At 76.0% G+C, this 21,847-nt stretch carries 21 protein-coding genes, 1 tRNA gene and 1 riboswitch; of the genes, 6 read left to right on the forward strand and 16 right to left on the reverse strand.

Going from position 1 to position 21,847, the window contains the following annotated elements:
- Positions 1–19: 19 nt before the first annotated feature.
- The 4 genes from FB458_RS17615 (at position 20) to FB458_RS17630 (ending at position 6,749) form a co-directional block, all read left to right on the forward strand.
- Positions 20–1,249: an exonuclease SbcCD subunit D gene (locus tag FB458_RS17615; protein ID WP_141849648.1), complete on the forward strand. Its 1,230-nt coding sequence runs from the start codon at positions 20–22 to the stop codon at positions 1,247–1,249.
- Entirely contained in the window at positions 1,246–4,470 is a 3,225-nt protein-coding gene (locus tag FB458_RS17620; RefSeq protein WP_141849649.1) for an AAA family ATPase, read from the forward strand. Before FB458_RS17615 ends, FB458_RS17620 begins: the two co-directional genes overlap by 4 nt.
- Positions 4,471–4,592: 122 nt before the next feature.
- Positions 4,593–5,576, forward strand: coding sequence for an alpha/beta hydrolase (locus FB458_RS17625; protein WP_141849650.1), 984 nt, complete (start codon positions 4,593–4,595; stop codon positions 5,574–5,576).
- 57 nt (positions 5,577–5,633) lie between these two features.
- Positions 5,634–6,749 carry a helix-turn-helix domain-containing protein gene (locus FB458_RS17630; RefSeq protein ID WP_141849651.1) on the forward strand — a complete coding sequence of 372 codons (1,116 nt, stop codon included), beginning with the start codon at positions 5,634–5,636 and terminating at the stop codon, positions 6,747–6,749.
- Positions 6,750–6,798: 49 nt separating this feature from the next.
- Here FB458_RS17630 and gcvP read toward each other — a convergent pair whose 3' ends face one another.
- The 13 genes from gcvP to FB458_RS17695 form a co-directional block, all read right to left on the reverse strand.
- On the reverse strand, positions 6,799–9,747 hold the full coding sequence (gcvP, locus tag FB458_RS17635; protein WP_141849652.1) for an aminomethyl-transferring glycine dehydrogenase: 2,949 nt from the start codon (positions 9,745–9,747) through the stop codon (positions 6,799–6,801).
- Positions 9,748–9,825: 78 nt separating this feature from the next.
- Positions 9,826–9,936, reverse strand: a riboswitch (glycine riboswitch).
- 35 nt (positions 9,937–9,971) lie between these two features.
- Positions 9,972–10,556 carry a MerR family transcriptional regulator gene (locus tag FB458_RS17640; protein WP_141849653.1) on the reverse strand — a complete coding sequence of 195 codons (585 nt, stop codon included), beginning with the start codon at positions 10,554–10,556 and terminating at the stop codon, positions 9,972–9,974.
- A gap of 200 nt (positions 10,557–10,756) precedes the next feature.
- Positions 10,757–11,296, reverse strand: a complete 540-nt coding sequence (locus tag FB458_RS17645; protein ID WP_141849654.1) for a bifunctional nuclease family protein — start codon at positions 11,294–11,296, stop codon at positions 10,757–10,759.
- A 23-nt stretch (positions 11,297–11,319) separates the two neighbouring features.
- Positions 11,320–12,081: a transcriptional regulator FtsR gene (ftsR, locus tag FB458_RS17650; RefSeq protein WP_141849655.1), complete on the reverse strand. Its 762-nt coding sequence runs from the start codon at positions 12,079–12,081 to the stop codon at positions 11,320–11,322.
- Positions 12,078–12,545: an FHA domain-containing protein gene (locus FB458_RS17655; protein ID WP_141849656.1), complete on the reverse strand. Its 468-nt coding sequence runs from the start codon at positions 12,543–12,545 to the stop codon at positions 12,078–12,080. Before FB458_RS17655 ends, ftsR begins: the two co-directional genes overlap by 4 nt.
- Positions 12,546–12,681: 136 nt before the next feature.
- The gene (gene gcvH, locus FB458_RS17660) at positions 12,682–13,068 is read right to left on the reverse strand and encodes a glycine cleavage system protein GcvH (protein ID WP_141849657.1); all 387 of its coding nucleotides are present in this window, start codon (positions 13,066–13,068) and stop codon (positions 12,682–12,684) included.
- A 97-nt stretch (positions 13,069–13,165) separates the two neighbouring features.
- A complete protein-coding gene (locus FB458_RS17665) occupies positions 13,166–13,972 on the reverse strand; it encodes a DUF881 domain-containing protein (protein ID WP_141849658.1) in 807 nt (268 codons plus the stop codon).
- 3 nt (positions 13,973–13,975) lie between these two features.
- On the reverse strand, positions 13,976–14,308 hold the full coding sequence (locus FB458_RS17670) for a small basic family protein (RefSeq protein ID WP_141849659.1): 333 nt from the start codon (positions 14,306–14,308) through the stop codon (positions 13,976–13,978).
- Entirely contained in the window at positions 14,305–15,183 is an 879-nt protein-coding gene (locus FB458_RS17675) for a DUF881 domain-containing protein (protein ID WP_141849660.1), read from the reverse strand. The genes FB458_RS17670 and FB458_RS17675 overlap by 4 nt, the downstream gene beginning before the upstream one ends.
- Before the next feature lie 12 nt (positions 15,184–15,195).
- Complete coding sequence (clsA, locus tag FB458_RS17680) at positions 15,196–15,825, reverse strand: cardiolipin synthase ClsA (protein ID WP_170185729.1); 630 nt, start codon at positions 15,823–15,825, stop codon at positions 15,196–15,198.
- A gap of 27 nt (positions 15,826–15,852) precedes the next feature.
- Positions 15,853–16,365 carry a DoxX family protein gene (locus FB458_RS17685; RefSeq protein WP_170185730.1) on the reverse strand — a complete coding sequence of 171 codons (513 nt, stop codon included), beginning with the start codon at positions 16,363–16,365 and terminating at the stop codon, positions 15,853–15,855.
- A gap of 113 nt (positions 16,366–16,478) precedes the next feature.
- Positions 16,479–16,982 carry a MarR family winged helix-turn-helix transcriptional regulator gene (locus FB458_RS17690; protein ID WP_141849662.1) on the reverse strand — a complete coding sequence of 168 codons (504 nt, stop codon included), beginning with the start codon at positions 16,980–16,982 and terminating at the stop codon, positions 16,479–16,481.
- A 170-nt stretch (positions 16,983–17,152) separates the two neighbouring features.
- A tRNA-Pro gene (locus FB458_RS17695) sits at positions 17,153–17,226 on the reverse strand.
- 178 nt (positions 17,227–17,404) lie between these two features.
- Between FB458_RS17695 and FB458_RS17700 the strand changes: the two genes are divergently transcribed.
- A complete protein-coding gene (locus tag FB458_RS17700) occupies positions 17,405–17,932 on the forward strand; it encodes a hypothetical protein (RefSeq protein WP_141849663.1) in 528 nt (175 codons plus the stop codon).
- 116 nt (positions 17,933–18,048) lie between these two features.
- Positions 18,049–18,816: a hypothetical protein gene (locus FB458_RS17705; protein WP_141849664.1), complete on the forward strand. Its 768-nt coding sequence runs from the start codon at positions 18,049–18,051 to the stop codon at positions 18,814–18,816.
- Between the two features lie 51 nt (positions 18,817–18,867).
- Here FB458_RS17705 and der read toward each other — a convergent pair whose 3' ends face one another.
- The 3 genes from der to cmk are packed head-to-tail and all read right to left on the reverse strand — an operon-like array spanning position 18,868 to position 21,830.
- The gene (gene der / locus FB458_RS17710; protein ID WP_141849665.1) at positions 18,868–20,352 is read right to left on the reverse strand and encodes a ribosome biogenesis GTPase Der; all 1,485 of its coding nucleotides are present in this window, start codon (positions 20,350–20,352) and stop codon (positions 18,868–18,870) included.
- A gap of 46 nt (positions 20,353–20,398) precedes the next feature.
- Positions 20,399–21,067 carry a lysophospholipid acyltransferase family protein gene (locus tag FB458_RS17715; protein ID WP_246061341.1) on the reverse strand — a complete coding sequence of 223 codons (669 nt, stop codon included), beginning with the start codon at positions 21,065–21,067 and terminating at the stop codon, positions 20,399–20,401.
- Between the two features lie 22 nt (positions 21,068–21,089).
- Positions 21,090–21,830 (reverse strand): (d)CMP kinase, encoded by a 741-nt coding sequence (gene cmk / locus FB458_RS17720; protein ID WP_246061343.1) that lies wholly within the window; start codon positions 21,828–21,830, stop codon positions 21,090–21,092.
- Between the last annotated feature and the right edge of the window lie 17 nt (positions 21,831–21,847).

Genomic DNA, 21,847 nt, shown 5'->3' on the forward strand with positions numbered 1-21,847 from the left:
CCCGACCTAGCCTGCACGCGTGCGGTTCCTCCACACCTCCGACTGGCACCTGGGGCGGTCCTTCCACCAGGTGGGGCTGCTCGGCGCCCAGGTGCGGGTGCTCGACCACCTGGTCGAGGTCGTGCGGTCCGAGAAGGTCGACGCGGTGCTCGTCTCGGGCGACGTCTACGACCGGGCGCTGCCGTCGCCGGAGACCGTGGCCGCGCTGGGCGAGGCGCTGGTGCGTCTCGTCGACGCCGGCGCGCAGGTCGTCCTGTCCAGCGGCAACCACGACTCGGCCATCCGACTGGGCTTCGCGGCCGGGCTGCTCGAGCGGTCCGGGCTGCACATCCGCTCCTCGGTGACCGACATCGGCCGCCCGGTCCTCGTCGGCGACGTCGCGGTCCACGCGCTGCCCTACCTCGAGCCGGCCGCGACGGCCGATGCGCTCGGCGCGTCCGCGCGCACGCACGCCGGGGTGCTCGGGGCGGCGATGGAGCGGGTGCGGGCCGACCTCGCCGGGCGCGGTGGCCCGTCGGTCGTCATGGCGCACGCCTTCGTCACCGGCGGGGCGACGAGCGACAGCGAGCGCGACATCGCCGTCGGCGGGGTGGGGGCGGTCCACCCCGACACGTTCGCCGGGGCGTCGTACGCGGCGCTGGGGCACCTGCACGGGCGGCAGGAGGTCGCGCCGGGGGTCCGCTACAGCGGGTCGCCGGTCGCGATGTCGTTCAGCGAGTGGCGGCACACGAAGGGCTCGTGGCTCGTCGACCTCGCCGCCGACGGAACCTCGCGGGTCGAGTTCGTCGAGGCGCCGGTCGAGCGGCCGCTGCGGCTGCTGCGCGGCGACCTCGAGGACCTGCTGCGCGACCGCGCCCACGACGACGCCGAGGGCGCCTGGGTGCAGGCGACGCTCACCGACGCGGCCCGCCCGCGGGCGGCCATGGAGCGGCTGCGCACCCGGTTCCCGCACGCCCTCGTCCTGCAGTGGCAGCCGCAGGGGGCGGCGGTCGACCTCACGTCGTACGCCGCCCGGGTGGGGCGGCCGCGCCAGGACCTCGACCTGTGCTGCGACTTCGTCGGGCACGTGCGCGACGGGCGGGCCGCCGACGACGAGGAGCGGTTGCTGCTGCGCGACGCGCTGGAGGCGTCGCGCGCGGCGCGGGCGCAGCACGTCGACGAGCTGGGCGCGGTGCTGCCCGGGCTCGAGGACCTGCGCCGGCCCGGGGGGGGCGGCCGGGACGGCGAGCGCGAGGACGGGGTCGCGTGAAGCTGCACCACCTGCGGGTCACCGCGTTCGGCCCGTTCGCCGGCACCGTCGAGGTCGACCTCGACGAGGTGTCGCAGGCCGGGCTGTTCCTCATCCAGGGGCCCACCGGGGCCGGGAAGACGAGCCTGCTCGACGCGATCTGCTTCGCCCTCTACGCCGGGGTGCCGGGCGCGCGTCCGGGCGGGCGCCGGCTGCGCAGCGACCACGCGCCCGCCGGCGCGATCCCCCAGGTGCGCCTCGAGCTGACGACGGCCGGGCGGCGGCTGCGCGTCACCCGCTCACCGGAGACCGAGCGGCCCAAGAAGCGCGGCGAGGGCACGACCAAGGTGCCGGCGACCGTCCTGCTCGAGGAGCGCGTCGACGGCGCCTGGGTGGTCCGCTCGACCCGCAGCGACGAGGTCGGCGAGGTCGTCACCGAGGTGCTCGGGATGGGTCTGGAGCAGTTCTCCAAGGTCGTCCTGCTCCCCCAGGGCGAGTTCGCCGCCTTCCTGCGGGCCGACGCCGAGGAGCGGCGCGCCCTGCTCGAGCGGCTGTTCGACATCTCGACCTGGGTCGGGGTCGAGGAGTGGCTCGTCGAGCAGCGGCGCACCCTCGGCCAGCAGGTCGCCGAGGCGCGGGCCGCCGTCGCGACGGACGTGGCCCGGCTGCGCGACGCCGTCGCGACGCTCCCGGCCCACGTCGTCGGTGAGCCCGAGGGCGCCGGCTGGTCCGCCGACGACCCCGCCTCGCTCGCGGCGCTCGTGGACGGGCTGCCGACGCTCGTCGAGCGGTGCGAGACGCACGTCGTCGAGCTGCTGGGGGCGGTGTCGGCCGCGCAGCAGCAGGCGGCCAGGGCGGACGCCGCGGTGGCGCAGGGCGAGGCGGTCGCCGCGCTGCAGCGGCGGGGCCTCTCGGCCCGGGCCGAGCTGGCTCGGCTGACCGAGTGGGCGGAGGAGCACGCCCGCGACGTCGCGCGGCTCGCCGCCGACGAGCGGGCCGCCCCCGTCGTCCCCGAGGTCCAGGCGACGCGTCGCGAGGAGGGGGCCGAGCGACGGGCCCGCGCCACCTGGGAGGCCGCGGCCGCCCGGGCGGCGACGCTGCTGGGGCCGAACGGGTCGACCGCGTCCGCCGAGCGGCTGGCCTCCGTGCGCTCGCACGCCGCCGACCTCGACGCAGCCCGGCGGGCCCGGGCGGGGGTGGCGCGGGCCGCCGACGCGGTGGCGCAGGCCCAGGACGCCGTACGGCGCGCGGAGGAGGCGCTCGCCGCGGTCCGCGCCGACGGCGCCGGGCTCGACGAGCAGGTCGACGCCGCTCGGGAGGCCGTGGAGCGCACCCGCCGGCGAGCCGGGTGGCTCGAGATGCTGACCACCCGCCGCGGCGAGGCCGAGGCCGTCGTCGCCGCGGCCGTCGCCCGCCGACGCGCCGAGCGCGACGTCACCGCCCGGGAGGACGCGCTGCGGGAGGCCACCGACGTCGAGCAGTCCGCCCGCGACCGGTTCCTCGGGCTGCGGCAGCGCCGGGTCGACGGCCTCGCCGCCGAGCTGGCCGCCGGCCTCGAGGCGGGATGCCCGTGCCCCGTCTGCGGGGCGAGCGCCCACCCGTCACCGGCCACCGCCTCGGGGGGCCCGGTGCCGGCGGAGGCCGTCGATGCCGCCGAGCGGTCGTGGCACGCCGAGCGGGACCGTCGCGAGGCCGTCGCCGGGGCCGTGGCCGCCGCACGGGCCGTCGTCGTCGAGCGGGTCGAGGCGCTGGACCGATTGCAGGACAACGCTCTCCGCGAGCTGGGCGCGCTGCGGGCGCGGTCGCGCGAGGAGTCGGAGGACCTCGTCACCGTGGCCACGCGGGCTCTCGTGGGCGACGGCGTGGTCGGCGTCGCCGACGCGTCGGACGACCCGGAGCGGGCCTGGAGCCGGGTGGGGGATGCCCTCACCACGGCCGCCCGGGAGGTCACGGCGGCGGGCGTCGACGTCGCCGGGGCCGAGACGGAGCTGCGGCGCACCGAGGCCCGACGGGCGGGGCACGCCGACCGGGTCACGGGCGCGGGCGAGGGTGTGGCCCGGGCCACGGCCGCGCAGGCGGCCGCCGGCACGGCCCTCGTCGAGCGCCGCACCGAGGTGACGACCGCGCTCCGCGCGCACGCCGGCTGCCCGTGCGTGGTCGACCCGGACTCCGCCGAGGACCTCTCCCCCGAGCACGCCGAGGACACCACTGCGGCGGACCTCGACGCACTCGTCCGACGCCACGTCCAGGTCGAGTCCGCGCTGGCCGACGTCGTCACGTCCGCGCAGTCGCTGGCCGCCGCCGTCGAGCGGCACACCGACGCGGCCCAGCGTCTCGCCGCGGCCCTGCTGGCGTCCGGGCTGCCGACCGCCGACGCCGCCCTGGCGGCTGCGCTGGACCCGGCCGAGCGCGAGACCCTGCGCCACCGGGTGGCCGCGCACGACCGGGCGTCGACCGTCGCCGCCGCGACCCTGGCCGAGCCCGCCGTCGCGCAGGCCCTGGCGGCGGACCCGGTCGACCTCGAGCAGGACCGCGTCGCGGCGGCCGCCGCGCACGCGGCCGTCCGGGTCGCCACCCGCGACCACGACGTCGCCGCCCACGCGCGCCGCCAGCTGGGCGCCGTCGTCACCGCCCTCACCCGGCACGCCGGGGTGCTGCGCCCGCTCGAGCGCCGGCACGGCTCGGTCGCCGAGCTCGCCGACCTCGTCACCGGGGTCGGGGCGGACAACGCATTGCGGATGCGGCTGTCGTCGTACGTCCTCGCCGCCCGGCTCGAGAAGGTGGCCGACCTGGCCAACGAGCGGCTGGCCGTCATGGGCGACGGGCGCTACCAGCTGCAGCACACCGACGGCCTCGCCGGTGGCCGACGCCGCAGCGGGCTCGGGCTCGTCGTGCGCGACCTGTGGACCGGCGTCGTCCGCGACACCTCGTCGCTGTCCGGGGGCGAGTCGTTCATGGCCTCGCTGGCCCTGGCGCTCGGGCTCGCCGACGCCGTCCGCGAGGAGGCGGGGGGCTTCGACCTGCAGACGCTGTTCGTCGACGAGGGGTTCGGCACCCTCGACGACGAGAGCCTCGAGCAGGTCCTCGGCGTCCTCGACGGCCTGCGCGAGGGCGGCCGCGCCGTCGGCGTCGTCAGCCACGTCGCCGACCTCCTCACCCGCATCCCCACCCAGGTCTGCGTGAGCAAGACCCAGGCCGGCTCGACGGTGTCGGTCCGGCTCGGTCTCGAGCCCGCCGCCTGACCCGCCATCCGGCGGGTCAGGGCGACCGGACGCCCGCCGCCCGGCGACTGCCGGGCCGCTCGGGTGACGGCGATACTCGGGTCACCGGCGTCGACGAGGACGCCCCCACGTCAGGAGCAGCGATGACGACCACCCCGGCCCGCCCGACGCACCCGCCCTTCGACCCCGAGCTGGAGGCGGCCCTGACCCTGGTCCGCGACGTCCTGCCCGGCTCGATCCTGCCCGAGCACATCCCCGCGATGCGCGAGCCCAACCCGCTGCTCGACGTGACGCCCGAGATGCTGCGGCGCGACGGGACCGTGGAGGTCTCGGAGCGCACGGTCCCCGGCCCGGACGGCGACCCCGACGTCACCGTGCTCGTCCTGCGGCCGGTCGGCATCGCGCCCGGGGCGCCGCTGATCTACCACACGCACGGCGGCGGGATGATCATCGGCAACCGCTTCACCGGGGTCGCCGGGATCCTCGACTGGGCCGTCGAGTCCGGCGCCGTCGTCGTGTCGGTCGAGTACCGCCTCGCCCCCGAGCACCCGGACCCCGCGCCGGTCGAGGACTGCTACGCAGGCCTCGTCTGGGCGCACGGCCACGCCGCCGAGCTCGGCGCCGACCCGGACCGCATCCTCATCGCCGGCGCCAGCGCCGGCGGCGGGCTCGCGGCGGGCGTCGCCCTGCTGGCCCGCGACCGGAAGGGTCCACCGCTCATCGGCCAGGTCCTCATGTGCCCGATGCTCGACGACCGCGCCGTCACCCCGTCGAGCACCTCCCTGGAGGGCGAGGGGATCTGGGACCGGGCGAGCAACGACACCGGCTGGGACGCCCTCCTCGGTGAGCGCCGCGGCGGCACCGACGTCAGCGTGTACGCCGCCCCGGCCCGGGCCACCGACCTCTCCGGACTGCCGCCGGCCTTCGTCGACGTCGGCTCGGTGGAGACCTTCCGCGACGAGGACGTCGCCTACGCGACCGCGCTGTGGCAGGCCGGGGTCCAGTGCGAGCTGCACGTGTGGCCGGGCGGGTTCCACGGCTTCGACCTCATGGCCCCGCAGGCCGCCCTCTCCCAGCTGTCCGTCTCGACCCGGGCCGCCTGGGTGCGCCGCACCCTGGCGTCCTGACCCGCCCGGCCGCCGGGTTCCTGGTGCTCGCGCCCGCGCCCGGGGGACGATGACCGCATGCAGGAGCTGGCGGGCAAGCTGGCGGCGCTGGACCCCGAGGCCGGCGCCGCCCTGCGGGTCATCGCCTACTTCGACGCGCTCGTCGACCGGCACGTCGGCCTCGAGTCGCTCGTCCGGGGCGCCGCGGTGCTCAGCGGGCAGACCGCGCGGCTGTCGGTCGACGACCGCGGCCTCGTCGTGCGCGTCGGCGCGGACGGCCGGGTTCTCCCCCCGGACGGCGCGGTGTCCCCCGCGTGGCCGCACCGGCCGGTGGGCGACGGCGCCGGCACCGTGTGGGTGGAGACGACCCACGAGCACCGGGCCCTCGACGACCTCGTGCTCGAGCGTCTTGCCGCGGCCGTACGGCTCGTCCTCGACCGGACACGAGGTCGCGTCGTTCCCGGGGACGGGGCGACCCTCGAGCGGCTCCTCCTGCCGGGGACGACGCCCGAGGAGCGCGAGCGGCTCGTGCGACGGCTCGGTCTGGAGCCCGCGACCCCGGTCCGCCTCGCCGCCGTCCTCGACGGCAGGACACGGGACGGCGAGCGGCCGGTGGTCCTTCGCGCTCCCGACGCGCTCGACGCGCCGCGCCGGACGGCGACCGAGCTCGACGGCGTCGTCGCGGTCCTCGTCCCGGTCGAGCCGCCGACCCCCGCGGGGCTCGCGGTCCGGGCGGCGGACCGGGTCGAGGACCGCCTCGGCCGCCGGGTGGGGCTGGGGCCGAGGGTGCCGGCCGTCGACGCGGCCCGGTCCTGGACGGCGGCCCGGGTCGCGGTGCGCTTCGCCGCCGGCGGGGGCGCCGACGACCCGGGCCGCGGCGTCGTCGACCACGCCGACCTCGGCGGGCTGGTCCTGCTCGCCGACGTCGTCGGCCCGGGGACCGCGCCGCACCCGGACGTCGTCGCGGTGGACGCGGCCGCGGCCGCGCACCCGTGGGCCCTCGCCACCCTCGACGCCCTGACCCGGCACGTCAGCCTGCGCTCGGCCGCCCTCGAGGCGCACCTGCACCACTCGACGCTCCAGTCGCGCCTGCCCGTGCTCGAGAACGCGCTCGGGTGGCCCCTCGGCGATCCGGCCGGCCGCTCGCGCCTCGTCGTCGCCCTCGCGCTGCGCCGCCTGCACGCCACCGCGTAGCGTCCGCATCGTCGAGGCACCGGTGCCCCGACGATGCGGACGCTTCCGCTCAGTCGGCGAACGCCTCCGGCGGGGGGCAGGAGCAGACGAGGTGCCGGTCGCCGTACGCGCCGTCGATCCGGCGCACCGGCGGCCAGTACTTGTCGGCGCTCAGCCCGCCCGGGAAGGCGGCGGTCGCGCGGTCGAAACCGTGGTCCCACTCGCCGACCATCGACATCGAGGTGTACGGCGCGTGCCGCAGCACCGAGTCGGCCGCCGCGACCTCACCGCGCTCGACGGCGGCGATCTCCTCGCGGATGGCGATCATCGCGTCGCAGAACCGGTCGAGCTCGCCCTTGTCCTCGCTCTCGGTCGGCTCGACCATGAGCGTGCCCGCGACGGGGAAGCTCATCGTCGGCGCGTGGAAGCCGAAGTCGACGAGGCGCTTGGCCACGTCGTCGACGGTGACGCCGGTCCGCTTGGTCAGGTCGCGCAGGTCGAGGATGCACTCGTGGGCGACGATCCCGTCGCGCCCCGAGTAGAGCACCGGGTAGTGCTCGCGCAGCCGCGCGGCGACGTAGTTGGCGTTGAGCACGGCGACCTCGGTCGCGTGCTGAAGCCCCTCACCGCCCATGAGCCGCACGTAGGCCCACGAGATCGGCAGGATGCTCGCCGAGCCGTACGGCGCCCCGCTGATCGGCCCGACCCCGGTCTCCGGACCGGCCTCGGGCGCCATCGGGTGGTTGGGCAGGAAGGGCGCGAGGTGCGAGCGGACCGCGACCGGGCCGACACCCGGGCCACCGCCGCCGTGCGGGATGCAGAACGTCTTGTGCAGGTTCAGGTGGGAGACGTCGGCGCCGAACTTGCCCGGCTGGGCGAGGCCGACGAGGGCGTTGAGGTTCGCCCCGTCGACGTAGACCTGACCGCCGGCGTCGTGGACCAGTGCGCACAGCTCGGTGATCGTGTCCTCGTACACCCCGTGGGTCGAGGGGTAGGTGACCATGATCGCGGCGAGGTCGTCGCGGTGCTGCTCGATCTTCGCGCGCAGGTCGTCGAGGTCGACGTCGCCGCCCTCGGCCGTCTTGACGACGACGACCTTGAGGCCGGCCATCACCGCCGACGCGGCGTTGGTGCCGTGCGCGCTGGCCGGGATGAGGCAGACCCGGCGGTGACCCTGCCCGTTGGCCTGGTGGTAGGCGTGGATGGCCAGCAGCCCGGCGAACTCGCCCTGCGAGCCGGCGTTCGGCTGGAGCGAGACGGCGTCGTACCCGGTGATCTCGCACAGCCACGCCGACAGGTCGGCGACGAGCTCGCGGATGCCCTCGGTCTGGTGGGCGGGGGCGAACGGGTGCAGCTCGGCGAACTCCGGCCAGGTGACGGCGAGCATCTCGGTCGTCGCGTTGAGCTTCATCGTGCAGGAGCCCAGCGGGATCATCCCGCGGTCGAGCGCGAAGTCGCGGTCGGAGAGGCGGCGCAGGTAGCGCAGCATCGCCGTCTCGCTGTGGTGGGCGTGGAAGACCGGGTGGGTGAGGTAGTCGCTCGTGCGGGTCAGGCCCTCCCAGGCCGGCTCCGCCGTCGACGGCTCGGGCTCGACGCCGGGCACCCCGAAGGCGGCCCACACGGCGGTGAGGTCCTCGCCCGTCGTCGTCTCGTCGAGCGCGATCGACAGGGTGTCCGCGTCGACGAGGTGCAGGTTGACCCCGCGGGCGGCGGCCTCGGCGAGCACCTGCTCGGCGCGGCTGGGCACGCGGACGGTGAGGGTGTCGACGTACGACGTCGTGACGACCTCGGCGTCGGCGGTGGCCAGGCCCTCGGCGAGGGTCCGGGTGTAGCCGTGCACGCGGCGCGCGATCGCGGCCAGCCCGGCGGGGCCGTGGTAGACGGCGTACATGCTGGCCATGACGGCGAGCAGCACCTGCGCGGTGCAGATGTTCGACGTCGCCTTCTCGCGGCGGATGTGCTGCTCGCGGGTCTGCAGCGCGAGACGGTAGGCCGGCTGGCCGTCGGCGTCGACGGAGACGCCGACGAGGCGGCCCGGCATCGAGCGCTCGAGCCCCGGGCGGACCGACATGAACCCGGCGTGCGGGCCGCCGAAGCCCATCGGCACACCGAATCGCTGACTGGACCCGACGGCGATGTCGGCGCCCCACTCCCCCGGCGGGGTGAGCAGGGTGAGCGCGAGCAGGTCGGTCGCGGCGGTGACGAGGGCGCCGTGCTCGTGGGCGGCGTCGGTGAGGGCCCGCCAGTCGCGCACCTGCCCGTCGGCGCCGGGGTACTGCAGCAGGACGCCGTAGACGTCCTGGTCGCCGGCGACCGAGCGCAGCTGCTCGACGGTGGTGACGCCGGTGAGGTCGGCGACGACCACGGGGATGTCGAGCGGCAGCGCCCGCGTGGCGACGACGGCCACGGTCTGCGGCAGCACGTGCTCGTCGACGAGCAGCACCGCCGTCTCGGGCTTCCTCGTCGAGCGGCGCATGAGGGTCATCGCCTCGGCCGCCGCGGTCGACTCGTCGAGCAGCGACGCCCCGGCCAGCGGGAGCGCGGTGAGGTCGCTGACGACGGTCTGGAAGTTGAGCAGCGCCTCGAGCCGGCCCTGCGAGATCTCCGGCTGGTACGGCGTGTAGGCGGTGTACCAGGCCGGGTTCTCCAGGACGTTGCGCTGGATGACCGCCGGGGTGACGGTGCCGTAGTAGCCGAGCCCGATCATCGAGCGCATCACCGTGTTGCGCGACGCCAGCCCGCGCAGCTCGGCCACGACCGCCCGCTCCGACGAGGCCGCGTCGAGGCGCAGCGCCCGCTGGGCGCGGATGCTGCCCGGGATGGCCGTGTCGACCAGCGCGTCGAGCGAGGGCTGGCCGACGACCTCCAGCATCGCCGCGACGTCGTCGGACGTCGGGCCGACGTGCCGCGCGACGAAGGGCGCGAAGGGCGCCGACGGGTCCACCGGGGCGTCGTACGGCGCGGTCGTCGGCTCGGTCGTCGGCTCGGTGGTGCTCGGTGCAGTCGGGGCGGCGGTCATGGGGCTCCTCGAGCAGGGGTGGTCGGGTCGACCCCCCTCTGTCGTCCGCCCCGCGCACGGGTCGACCTCCAGAGCTGCCTCGCCCCCGCGGTCCTTGGCGCCTGAGAGGTTCCGGGGGTGTTGCCCCTTCGGCGCCCCGGCTGGTGCCCCGCGAGCGGGTCACCCCGGGGTCTCTCCCACGTGGGTTGGTACGGCGACCCCGAGTCTACCGGGGTCGGCGCCCGTCAGGACGTCTTGCGCAGCCGGCGGACGGCGAGCTCGTCGGACGGGTCGGCGGCGGGCGCCTCGTCGTCGGCGCGCTCGCTGGGCAGCGCGGAGAGCGAGCCCTCCACCTCCCGCCAGACCCGGCCGACGGCGATGCCGAACACGCCCTGCCCGCCCTGGACGAGGTCGATGACCTCGTCGGCGGAGGTGCACTCGTAGACCGAGGCCCCGTCGCTCATCAGCGTGATCTGGGCCAGGTCGTCGACGCCGCGGTCACGCAGGTGCTGGATGGCGACGCGGATCTGCTGGAGCGAGACCCCGGTGTCGAGCAGGCGCTTGACGACCTTGAGCACGAGGATGTCGCGGAACCCGTAGAGGCGCTGCGTGCCGGAGCCGCCCGCGCCGCGCACGGAGGGCTCGACGAGGCCGGTGCGGGCCCAGTAGTCGAGCTGGCGGTACGTGATGCCGGCCGCCTTGCAGGCGGTGGGCCCGCGGTAGCCGATGTCGTCGCTGAGCTCGGGCAGGTCGTCGGTGAACAGCAGGCCCTGGGCGGCCACGGGCACGCTGGTGCTCCGCTCCGGCTGGGCGTCACCCGGTGTGCTCACGCGGGACCTCCTCGGTCACGGCGCCCGGTGGCCGGGCGGGGGGTCAGGACCGGCGCGACCACGGCTGTAGTTACACCCTCGTGCTTCCCGACCCGATGACGGTACGGCGCCGCCCGGGGTGCGTCAAACATCACGCCCGCTTCGCGTCCGGCGTGTCGCGGGTGAGCAAGCAGTCTCGACCTCGACGTGAGGGTGAGGCATCAGCCGCGGGTCGGCGGGGTGTCCGGGCCGTCACCGGGCTCCTCCCCCGGGCCCGGCTCGTGCGGGCCCTCGGCGGGGGCGCCGAAGTCCTCGGCGGAGACCTGGTCGAGGAACTCGCGGAACCGCTCGACCTCGTCGTCCTCCTCGGGCGCGAGCGCCACGCCCGCCTCGTCGAGGACGGACTCGGCGACGACGATCGGCGTGGAGGTGCGCAGCGCCAGCGCGATGGCGTCGGAGGGCCGGGCGCTGACCTCGCGCCCGCCGTCGAGCACGAGCGTGGCGTAGAAGACCTTCTCCTTGAGGTCGGTCACCTGCACCTGCGTGAGCGTGTGACCGAGGGCGTCGAGGACGTCCTTGAACAGGTCGTGGGTGAGCGGCCGCGGGGGGACGACGCCCTGCTGGGCGTAGGCGATGGCGGTGGCCTCCGCGGCCCCGATCCAGATCGTCAGGTAGCGGTCCCCGTCGCGCTCGCGCAGCAGCACGATCGGCTGGTTCGTGGGCATCTCCACCCGCACCCCGAGGACGTCGACCGGCTTCATGGGGCCACGTTACCCCGGCCCGGTCACGGGGCCGGAGGGGCCGCGGTCCCGGCCCGGACGAGCGCGACGTGCAGGGCCAGGCACTGCTGGAGGACCCGCCTCACCTCGGCCTCGTCACCCGGCCGGACGGCCTGGCGCACGAGCGCGACCTCGCGGTCGGCGGCAGTCCGGAACGGGCGCAGGTGGCGCGGCTCGATGCCCACCGCGGCGAGCTGGGCGGCGGCCGTGGCGACGGCGAGCGCCGGCCCGTCCCAGTGCCCGTCCCGCCCCGCCCGCAGCAGCCCGTAGCCGGCGAGCGCGGTGAGCGCCTCGGGCGTGAGCCCCGAGGCGTCGCACAGCTCGGCGTCGGTGAGGCGCAGCGCGGGACCGGGCGCGAGGTCGTCGGCCCGCGGGAGCCCCGGGTCGGCGGCGACCGCGGGCACCACAGGACGTCCGGGGGTGCCGGCGACGCGGCCCAGACCGCCCGTCCCCCCGCCGTCCCCGTCGGGCTGGACGGGCCAGTCACCCGCGGGCGTCAGCCCCCGGTCGAGCGCGTCGAGCGCGTCGCGGATCACCTTGAGCGGCCAGAAGCGGTCGCGCTGCGCGGTGAGGACGTAGCGCAGCCGCTCGACGTCGGCGTCGCGGTAGCGGCGGTACCCCGAGGGCAGCCGCAGTGGCGTGACGAGCCCCTCGGTCTCGAGGAAGCGCAGCTTGCTGATCGTCAGGTCGGGGAACTCGGCGACGAGCTCGGCGACCACCGCCCCGATGGAGCGGCCCGGGCCACCGTCGGCGCCGGCCTGGCTCACTGACCGCGGGCGGCGTGGTAGACGAGCCGGAACTTGCCGATCTGGACCTCGTCGCCCGTGCGCAGGGCGGCGTCCTCGACGATCTCGCGGTTGACGTAGGTGCCGTTGAGCGACCCGACGTCGTGCACGTGGTAGCCCGACCCCTCGCGGCGGAACTCGGCGTGCTTGCGCGAGACCGTCACGTCGTCGAGGAAGATGTCGCTGTCGGGGTGCCGCCCGGTCGTGACGAGCTCGTCGTCGAGCAGGAAGCGGGCCCCCGCGTTGGGGCCGCGCAGGACGAGCAGCAGGGCCGTGCCGGGGCGCAGCGCCTCGATCGTCGCCTGGTCCTCCGCGGACAGCCCGCGGACGTCGACCTCGACCTTCTCCGGCTCACCGACGCCCTGGAAGCGCATCGTCGCCGGGTCCGGCGCGCGCCGGGTGACCTCACGGTCGAGCTCCTCGCCCCAGCCCTCCTGGTCCGACATCACCCCTCCTCACCCATGACCCACCCATGATCCACACCTGACCCGTGCCGACCCTTCGCGTGGGTCCCTGGCCCGTCAACCCTAGTGCACGCCGTGGCCGCCGCCCCGGGGGCACCCGGCGCGGCGGCGGCGCCGCTCAGCCCAGGGTGCCGCGGTACGTCGCGGCGTCCATGAGGTCGCCCGGCAGCTCGCCGGAGGGACGGACGGCGTACATCCAGCCGTCGGTGTAGGGCGCGCTGTTGACCAGCTCCGGCGTGCCGTCGAGCGCCGCGTTGACCTCGGTGACCTCGCCCGTGACCGGGGCGTAGACGTCGCTGACCGACTTGGTCGACTCGACCTCGCCGCACGTGTCGCCGACGGTGACCGTGTCCCCGACCGCGGGCAGCTGCACGTAGACGACGTCGCCGAGCGCGTCCTGAGCGTAGGCGGTGATGCCGATCCGGATCGTGCCGTCCTCGCGCTCCTGCACCCACTCGTGGTCCGCCGTGTAGCGGAGGGTGTCGGGGTACTCGAGGTCGCTCATGGTGCTCCTTGGGGCGCGAGGAGGGAGTGGCGCCGGGACCGGCGCACGAGGGGTGCTGCGGGTGACGATGATGCCGTGCCCGGTCGACGTCCGCGCGTCAGGGGGTCGGCGTGCCGCCCCCCGCCGGGACGGGCTGAGCGTAACGAGGGGTCCGGGGCGACGCCAGGGCGTCGACGGTGACCGACCCGAGCTGCTGGACGGCCGCGTCGGCGCCCAGCCGGCGCAGCGTCTCGACGACCCCACCGGGGATGGTCATGGCCGACGCGAGGGTCTGCGGGTCGCCGATGGCGAGGACCTCGACGGGGCGGGCCACGGGGGTGCCGTCGACGACGAGCCGGCCGTCCTCGTCGGCGAACCACGTGCTCGCGACGACCCGGACCGAGCCCACCTGCTGGACCTCGGCGCCGGCGTCGCGCAGCTCCTCGACGAGGTCGAGCAGCTGCGCCGACCCGACCTTGCTGCCGGGGTCGCTCACGGTGACCCGGACGCCGGGTCCCGTCGCCGGCGCCGTCCCGGCGAGGAGCCGCAGCGCGTCGAGGCGGGCCTGGGCCTGCGCGACGGCCTCCTGGCCGCCACCGGCCGCCGCGAGCCGGTCGCGCTGGGCCTGCAGGTCGCGGACCTGCTGGTCCAGCCGGGCCGAGCGCTGGGTGACGTCGTCGAGGACCTGGACCAGGTCGTCCTGGCGCATCTGCTCCAACCCCCCGGCCTGGGTGGCCTGCACCTGGGTGACGATGGCGAAGCCGAGCGCGAGGGCGAGCACCGCGCCGAGCGCCTGGGCCCTCGTGGCCCGCGGCGCGGCGGCCCGGGCCAGTCGCGCCCAGGCGGACCGGGGTCGGGGCGGGGGCGGCTCGTGCGGCTCGTGCGGCTCGTGCGGCTCGTGCGGCTCGTGCGGTGGGTCGGTCACGGGTCAGGCCTTGAAGAGGTGACGGCGGATCGAGGCGACGTTGGAGAAGATCCGGATCCCGAGCACGACGACGACGCCGGTCGAGAGCTGGGTGCCGACGCCGAGCTGGTCGCCGAGGAAAACGATGAACGCGGCGACGACGACGTTGGACAGGAACGAGACGACGAAGACCTTGTCGTCGAAGATCCCGTCGAGGATGGCCCGGATCCCGCCGAACACCGCGTCGAGCGCGGCGATGACGGCGATGGGCAGGTAGGGCTGCAGCCCGACGGGGACCGAGGGGTGCAGCAGCAGGCCGGCGACGACGCCGACGACCAGGCCGAGGACGGGGATCACCGGGTCACCTCCGGGGTGGGGGTCGGGCGGGCGAGGACGACGTCGGCGCCGCCCCGCGGGACGGTGAGGTCGTCGCCGGTGCTCACCGTCGACGGGATGGCGTAGTTGGCGCGCAGCGCGTCGAGGTAGCTGCCGCCGACGGTCTGCGCGAAGGCGGCGGGCAGGCCGCGCGGGTCGCCGAGGGCGGTGACGACGTACGGCGGCGTGAGCGGCCGGTAGTCGACGAGGATCGCCTGACCGGCGAAGCGGATCGCCGAGCGGGCGGTCAGGCGCTGGCCGTTGACGGCGACCGCCTCGGCACCCGCCTGCCACAGCCCGTTGACGACGACCTGGAGGTCGAGGGAGGTGACCCGGCCCTCGTCGGCCGATCCGCCGGAGCGCGGCTGCCCGGCTCCCGCCTGGGCCGCGGGGGCGTCGTCGAGCGTCACCGTGAGGCCGGGACCGCGCGCCGCGGTGTCGCCGGTGAGGAGCGAGAGCCGGCTGAGCTCGGCCGCCCCGGCCCCGGTCCCGAGGGCCTGCTGCTGCGTGCGGTCGACCTGGCCGCGCAGCGTCTGCGCGGCCGCGGCCTGCGCGTCGCCGTGCGCCTGCCGGTCGCGGATCTGGTCGATGAGCTGCTGCTTGTCGCGGCTGGCCGTCGTCCCGCTCGGGCGCAGGCTCTGGTGGGCGACGACGAGCAGCAGCCCGACGACGACGGCGGCGAGCAGGACGAGCCAGGAGCGGGTGCCCGTGCTGCGGGGCCGGCCCTGCTCCTCGCGGCGCTGGGCGGCGGCGGCGTACCCGGGGTCGAGCGGTCGCTCGAGCACCTGCGTCAGCAGCGTCATCGACGCGTCGACGCGGCGCCAGCCGCGCCCTCCCGGCGTCCCCGGGGTGCTCATCGCCCAGCCGCCTCAGCCGGCCGGAGCCGGCGTCGGCGGCTGTCCCGGACGGCCGGCGCGCAGCAGCGGGGCGGCCTGGACGGCGTAGAGGACGGCGGCGAGCAGGTACAGCCCCGTGCCCCACCACGTGAAGGCCCACCCGAGCGGCCGCGCGACGGCGCCCAGGGCGCCGGCGGCCTCGCCGAGCAGCAGCACCGGGAAGGCGTAGAGCAGGTTGAAGGTCGCCGCCTTGCCGACGAAGTGCACCGGCAGCCCGACCAACCCGACCCGCCGCAGGGCGAGGACGAGCAGCGCCATGAAGACGTCCCGGCCGAGTAGGACGACGACGAGCCAGACGGGGATGATGCCCCGCCAGGCGAAGGCGAGGATCGTCGTGAGCGTGTAGAGCCGGTCGGCCAGCGGGTCGAGCAGCTGACCCAGCCGCGACTCCAGGCCGAAGCGCCGGGCGATCTTGCCGTCGAGGTAGTCGGTGACGCCGGAGAGCATGAGGACGAGCAGCGCCCAGCCGTCGGCCCGGACGACGAGCAGCCACACGAAGAGCGGGACCCCGACCAGGCGCAGGGCGGACAGGGCGTTGGGCACGGTGAGGACGCGGTCCGAGACCCCTCCCCCGGCACCCACCGGTCCCGCCTCCTGCGCCACGCCGAGAGGGTAACGCGCGGGCCGGGGTCAGCCCCGCCGGCGACGGGCCCTCACCCGGCGGTCGAGGGCCAGGCCGCCGCCGCCCAGCCCGAGCAGCGCGGCACCGATGGCGGCCAGCAGCAGCTGGCGCTCGCCGGCCAGACCGGAGACCCCGGGGAGGAACACGTCGGTGCGGCCCGACCAGTCGACGAGGACCAGCGCGACGACCGACTGGGCGAGCAGGCCGAGCCCGACCACCCGGACCGCGAGCCCGAGGACGAGGGCGACCGCCATGGCCAGCTGCACGGGCCCGAGCAGGGCCCCGAGGACGTCGGGCGCCGGCAGGCCGGCCGTGCGCAGCATCGTCACGGTGCCGGGGCGCTGGTCGATCTTCTGCAGGCCGGTCACGGCCAGCAGCGCGGCCGTCCCGAGGCGCAGCAGGAGCAGCCCCAGGGCACCGTCCCAGCGGTCGGTGACCGACCTGCCGGTGGCCTGCGGGGTGGTGGCCGCGTCGTCCTCGGTCGGCCCGAGTCCCGCGAAGGGTTCCGTCGTCGTGCTCATCGCCGCTCCTGACGTCCGCTCGCCGCCGCGCCCGCGGCCCACGACCATGCTGCCGCAGCGGGCGACGGAGCGACGGGAGGCGGTACGGCGCGCCGTACGGGCGGCCGGTGCGCTCAGCCGGGCTCGGAGATGTGGTCGCTCAGCGCGCGCAGCTGCCCCCGCAGCGCGGAGAACTCGGCGACGTTGAGGCCGATGCCCTCGATGACGGCGGGCTGGATGTCGGCCACGAGCTCGCGCAGCCGGTCGCCCTGCTCGGTGAGGACGATGTCGACCGAGCGCTCGTCGTCGACGCGGCGCCGGCGCTCGAGGTGACCGGACGCCTCGAGCCGCTTGAGCAGCGGCGTGAGGGTGCCGTAGTCGAGGTGCAGGAGCGACCCGATCTCCTTGATCGTCGCCGTCCGGCGCTCCCACAGGACGAGCATGACGAGGTACTGCGGGTAGGTGAGACCGACCTCGTCGAGCATGGGCCGGTAGAGCCCGACCACGGCGCGCGAGGCGGCGTAGAGCGCGAAGCACATCTGGTCGTCGAGACGCAGCGACCCCTCGGGCAGGCGCTCCTCGTCGAGCCCGGGCTCGCTCGGGACGGCGCGGTGGCTGGTGTGCGGCGACGCGGTCATGGGGGGAGGGTCCTTTCGTCCTCGTCAGTCTTCCACACCCACGAGCACGAGAACATCGTGCACGAGGTGCGTGTCGGTCGGCCGGACGGACGAGCCCCGTCAGGACGTGCGCGGCTCCCGCGGGGACGGGAAGGGCCCCGACCCGCCGCAGCGGATCGGGGCCCGGACGGTCGGGCTGACAGGATTTGAACCTGCGACCCCTTGACCCCCAGTCAAGTGCGCTACCAAGCTGCGCCACAGCCCGTCAGGGTGCGGGCCGAGCGGCCCGCGGAGCGAACGAAACCCTAGCGCACGGCGCCGGGCCCGCCGAAATCGGTTGTCTCGGGCGGTTCGCGAGGACAGTGGCAGGGCACCGGCCCGGGCGTCAGGCTGGGACCAGGACCCGCCCGCACGTACGGGTCACCGCACGAGGAGGCACGAGCGTGAGCACCCAGGAGCACCACCCGCAGGAGCACCACCCGCAGGAGCACCACCCGCAGGAGCACCACCCGCAGGAGCACCACCCGCAGGAGCACCACCCGCAGGAGCACCACCCGACGCCGGACCCCGGCGACAGCGCCGACCTCGGCACCACCGCCGAGGACCACGCGCAGCGGGAGCAGGGGGAGACGAGGGCGACCGAGACGTACACCCAGGAGAAGGAGCTCCAACCCGCGGCGGGGCACACCTGGGGGCCGACCGTCGTCAGCCTCATCGGCCCTACCCCCGAGACCGAGGGCGCCGTAGATCCCGACGAGGACCGCGTCTTGGCGCACAAGCGCCGCGCCGAGGAGATCGAGGCGGCGATCATCGCGACGTCCGAGTCGCACCCCGACCACGACCGGCAGACGGTCAAGCAGGTCCTCCAGCACCAGCTGGAGCTGCGCGGGCACTGGCCGCAGCCCGACCCGTGGATGGACTCCGTCGCGTCGTCGATCGAGAACGGCCGCCGCTACGAGATGGGGACCTGACTCCCGGCTGGGAGCCGGCCGGGCGTCCGCCCGGAACCGGGGGCGCCGTACGGCGCGTTGGCCCCATGACGAGCGGGTGACCGCACCCGCCCGCCCACACGACAGGAGAGCGACCCGTGGGATTCCTCGACCGCCTGCTCGGCCGTGCGCCGCAGACCCCGACCGGCTACCAGCAGCCGCAGGGCGGCTACCCCGCACCCCCGCCGGGCTACGGCGCCCCGCAGCAGGGGTACGGCGCCCCGCCGCCGTCCGGCACGCCGCAGGACGCCCCCGCCGGCGCGAGCCAGGACGAGGTCGCCATCGCGCGGTACAAGTACCTGCTGCGCACCGCACCCCCGGAGAAGATCGAGGAGGCGCACGCCGAGGCCTTCGCCCAGCTCTCGCCGCAGCAGCGCCAGCAGGTCCTCGGCCAGCTCTCGCAGGGTCTGCCGGAGAACGAGCGCCCGCGCAGCGACGACCCGCGTGACCTGGCGCGCTCGGCCACCCGGGCCGAGCTGCGTCAGCCCGGCTTCCTCCAGCGCAGCTTCGGCGGCATGGGCGGCGGCATGGGCGGCGGCATGGGGATGGGCGGCGCCATCATGGGCTCGATGCTCGGCACCGTGGCCGGTGTCGTCGTCGGCACGGCCGTCGCCGACGCGCTGTTCGGCGGCTTCGACGCCTCGCCCGAGGCGGCCGACGCGGGCGTCGGCGACCAGGGCGACCAGGGCGGTGACCCCGGTGACCAGGGCGGCGACGCCGGTGACCAGGGTGGTGACGCCGGGGGTGACCAGGGCGGCGACGTCGGCGACTTCGGCAGCGACTTCGGGGGCGGCTACTTCGGCGACACCGGCGGCGGGGGCGACTTCGGCGGCGGGGACTTCGGGGACTTCGGCGGCGACTTCTGAGTCGTCTCCGCCCCACCGTCACCCACCCGTCCGGGAGGGGCGCCGCCGCGGTCAGCGGCGGCGCTTCTCCTTGACCCGGACCGAGATCTCGATGGGCGTGCCCTCGAAGCCGAACTGCTCGCGCAGCCGACGCTCGAGGAAGCGGCGGTAGCCCGCCTCGACGAACCCGGAGGCGAAGACCACGAAGCGCGGCGGACGCGTCGAGGCCTGCGTGGCGAAGAGGATGCGCGGCTGCTTGCCTCCCCGGACCGGGTGCGGGTGGGCGGCGACGACCTCGCCGAGGAAGGCGTTGAGCTTGGCGGTGGGGATGCGGGTGTCCCACGACGCCAGCGCCCGCTCCAGCGCCGGGACGAGCCGGTCGGTGTGCCGTCCGGTGCGCGCGGACAGGTTGACCCGCGGCGCCCAGGGGATCTGGACGAGGTCGCGCTCGATCTCGCGCTCGAGGAAGTAGCGGCGCTCCTCGTCGGTGAGGTCCCACTTGTTGTAGGCGACGACGAGCGCGCGCCCGGCGTCGACGACCTGCTGGATGACCCGCACGTCCTGCTCGGCGATGGTCGTGGCGGCGTCGACGAGGACGACGGCCACCTCGGCCTTCTCCAGCGCGGTCTGGGTGCGCAGCGAGGCGTAGAAGTCGGCGCCGCGGGTCTGGTGCACCCGTCGGCGGATGCCCGCGGTGTCGACGAAGCGCCAGGTCTTCCCGCCGAGCTCGACCAGCTCGTCGACGGGGTCGCGGGTGGTGCCGGCGAGGTCGTCGACGACGACCCGCTCGCTGCCGGCCAGCTGGTTGAGCAGGCTGGACTTGCCCACGTTGGGTCGTCCCACGAGGGCCACCCGACGCGGGCCCCCACGGCGGTAGGCCCCGCCGACGGCGGACACGTCGGGGAGCACCGCGAGGACGGCGTCGAGCACGTCGCCGCTCCCGCGGCCGTGCAGCGCGGAGACGGGGTACGGCTCGCCGAGGCCGAGGTTCCACAGCGCGGTCGCGTCGGCCTCGAAGCGCTGGTCGTCGACCTTGTTGGCGACGAGGACGACGGGCTTGCCCGAGCGGCGCAGCAGGCGCACGACGGCCTCGTCGGTGTCGGTCGCGCCGACGACGGCGTCGACGACGAACATCACGACGTCGGCCAGCTCGACGGCGACCTCGGCCTGCTCGGCGACCCGCAGGTGGATCCCGGTCGCGTCCACCTCCCAGCCGCCGGTGTCGACGAGGGTGAAGCGCCGACCGGTCCACTCGGCGTCGTACGCCACGCGGTCGCGGGTGACGCCGGGGACGTCCTCGACGACGGCCTCGCGGCGGCCGAGGATGCGGTTGACGAGGGTGGACTTGCCGACGTTGGGGCGGCCGACGACGGCGACGACCGGCAGCGGGCCGGCGTCCTGGTCGTCGTCGGGGTCGAGGTCGCCGCGCTCGATGAGCGCCTGGTCGTCCTCGTCGAGGTCGAACTCCTCGAGGCCGGCGCGCAGGGCGCGCGCGAGCGACGGGTCGCCGTCCTCGAGCTCGTCGAGGGCGGGGCTGGACGGGGTGGTGTCGCTCACGACCGACCATTCTCCCCCACGTGGGGGAGTGCTCCCGACCGCGCGCTCAGTCCCCCGCCTCGACGAGCCCGTCGTCGGGCAGGACGAGGCCGTACGTCGCGCTCGCGGTGGTCACGTGCTCGGCCAGCCGGTCGCGCAGCCGCTCGGTCGCGGCGCGCAGCCGCTCCCGGCCGGGCAGCGCACGGTCGGGGGCCAGGTCGAACGGCTCGCCGAAGTCGACGACGACGCGGGTGCGCACGCGGGGCAGGGACCCCGTGGACGCGCCGGCCCGTCGGGTACCGAGCACGGCGACCGGGACGACCTGCGCGCCGGCCTGCAGGGCCAGCCACGCCGCGCCCTGGTTGACCTGAGCGACGTCGCCGCGCCCGCGGGTGCCCTCGGGGAAGACACCGACGGCGCCGCCGCGCTCGAGCACGGCCCGGGCGACGCCCAGGGCGGACCGGTCCCCGCGGCTGCGGTCGATGGGGATCTGCCCGACGGTGCGCAGCACCCGGCCGAGCGGGCCGGTGAACATCTGCTGCTTGACCAGGAAGCTGACCCCGCGGGGGGCGAGCGAGAAGACGAGCGGCCCGTCGAGGAAGCCGCTGTGGTTGGCGACGAGCACGACCGGGCCGGCCGGCACGCGCTCGCGATGGTGCGCCTCGCAGCGCCACAGGGCGCCCAGCAGCACCCGTCCGAACCGTCGGCCGCCCTCGACCTGGCGAGCCGTGGGCACCCGCGGCGTCACCGCCGCGGGGTCAGGGCGCGACACCGGCGCCCGCGTGCACGACGTCGAGCACCGCGGCGACCGACCCGGCGAAGTCCAGGTCGCTGGTGTCGACGGTGGTCACCCCCTCGGCGGCCTCGAGGAACCGGGACACGGTCGAGTCGTCGCGGTCCCGGCGCACCACCTCGTCGTGGGTGGCGGCCAGCGCCGAGGCGTCGGCGGTGCCGTGCAGCTCGGTGGCGCGGCGGGCCAGGCGGGCCTCGACGCTGGCCGTGAGCAGGACGCGCACGCGGGCGTCGGGGGCGACGACGGTGGTGATGTCTCGACCCTCGGCCACGCAGCCGCCCGTGCGCCCGGCCGTCTCGGCGACGAGGGCCCGCTGGCGGCGCACGAGGATCTCGCGCACGTCGAGGTTGGTCGCGACGGCCGACACGACCTGCGAGATGCGCGGCTCCCGGATGGCGGCGGTCACGTCGGTGCCGTCGACCTGCACGGTGACGGCGTCCGGGTCGGTGGCCAGCTGCAGGGGCAGCACGAGGGCCGCGTCGGCGACCGCGCGCCGGTCGGCGAGGTCGAGGCCCCGCTCGAGGCACCACCAGGTCAGCGCGCGGTACATCGCGCCGGTGTCGAGGAACCCGACGCCGAGGTCGCGGGCCACGGCCCGGGCGACGCTCGACTTGCCGGACCCGGAGGGGCCGTCGATGGCGACGACGAGCGGGTGCCCGTTCAGCGAGGTGGGGTCCGAGTGGGGGGCGGCGGGCGGCTCGGTCACGGGCCCACAGCCTACCG

The organism is Lapillicoccus jejuensis (genome assembly GCF_006715055.1).
GTDB classification, from domain to species: domain Bacteria; phylum Actinomycetota; class Actinomycetes; order Actinomycetales; family Dermatophilaceae; genus Lapillicoccus; species Lapillicoccus jejuensis.

Bases quoted from the DNA above. Each gene is read 5' to 3' on its own strand.
- FB458_RS17625 (WP_141849650.1), top strand. From the start codon at position 4,593: ATGACGACCACCCCGGCCCGCCCGACGCACCCGCCCTTCGACCCCGAG.
- FB458_RS17630 (WP_141849651.1), top strand. From the start codon at position 5,634: ATGCAGGAGCTGGCGGGCAAGCTGGCGGCGCTGGACCCCGAGGCCGGC.
- gcvP (WP_141849652.1), bottom strand. From the start codon at position 9,747: ATGACCGCCGCCCCGACTGCACCGAGCACCACCGAGCCGACGACCGAG.
- FB458_RS17645 (WP_141849654.1), bottom strand. From the start codon at position 11,296: ATGAAGCCGGTCGACGTCCTCGGGGTGCGGGTGGAGATGCCCACGAAC.
- FB458_RS17655 (WP_141849656.1), bottom strand. From the start codon at position 12,545: ATGTCGGACCAGGAGGGCTGGGGCGAGGAGCTCGACCGTGAGGTCACC.
- gcvH (WP_141849657.1), bottom strand. From the start codon at position 13,068: ATGAGCGACCTCGAGTACCCCGACACCCTCCGCTACACGGCGGACCAC.
- FB458_RS17675 (WP_141849660.1), bottom strand. From the start codon at position 15,183: ATGAGCACCCCGGGGACGCCGGGAGGGCGCGGCTGGCGCCGCGTCGAC.
- FB458_RS17685 (WP_170185730.1), bottom strand. From the start codon at position 16,365: ATGAGCACGACGACGGAACCCTTCGCGGGACTCGGGCCGACCGAGGAC.
- FB458_RS17690 (WP_141849662.1), bottom strand. From the start codon at position 16,982: ATGACCGCGTCGCCGCACACCAGCCACCGCGCCGTCCCGAGCGAGCCC.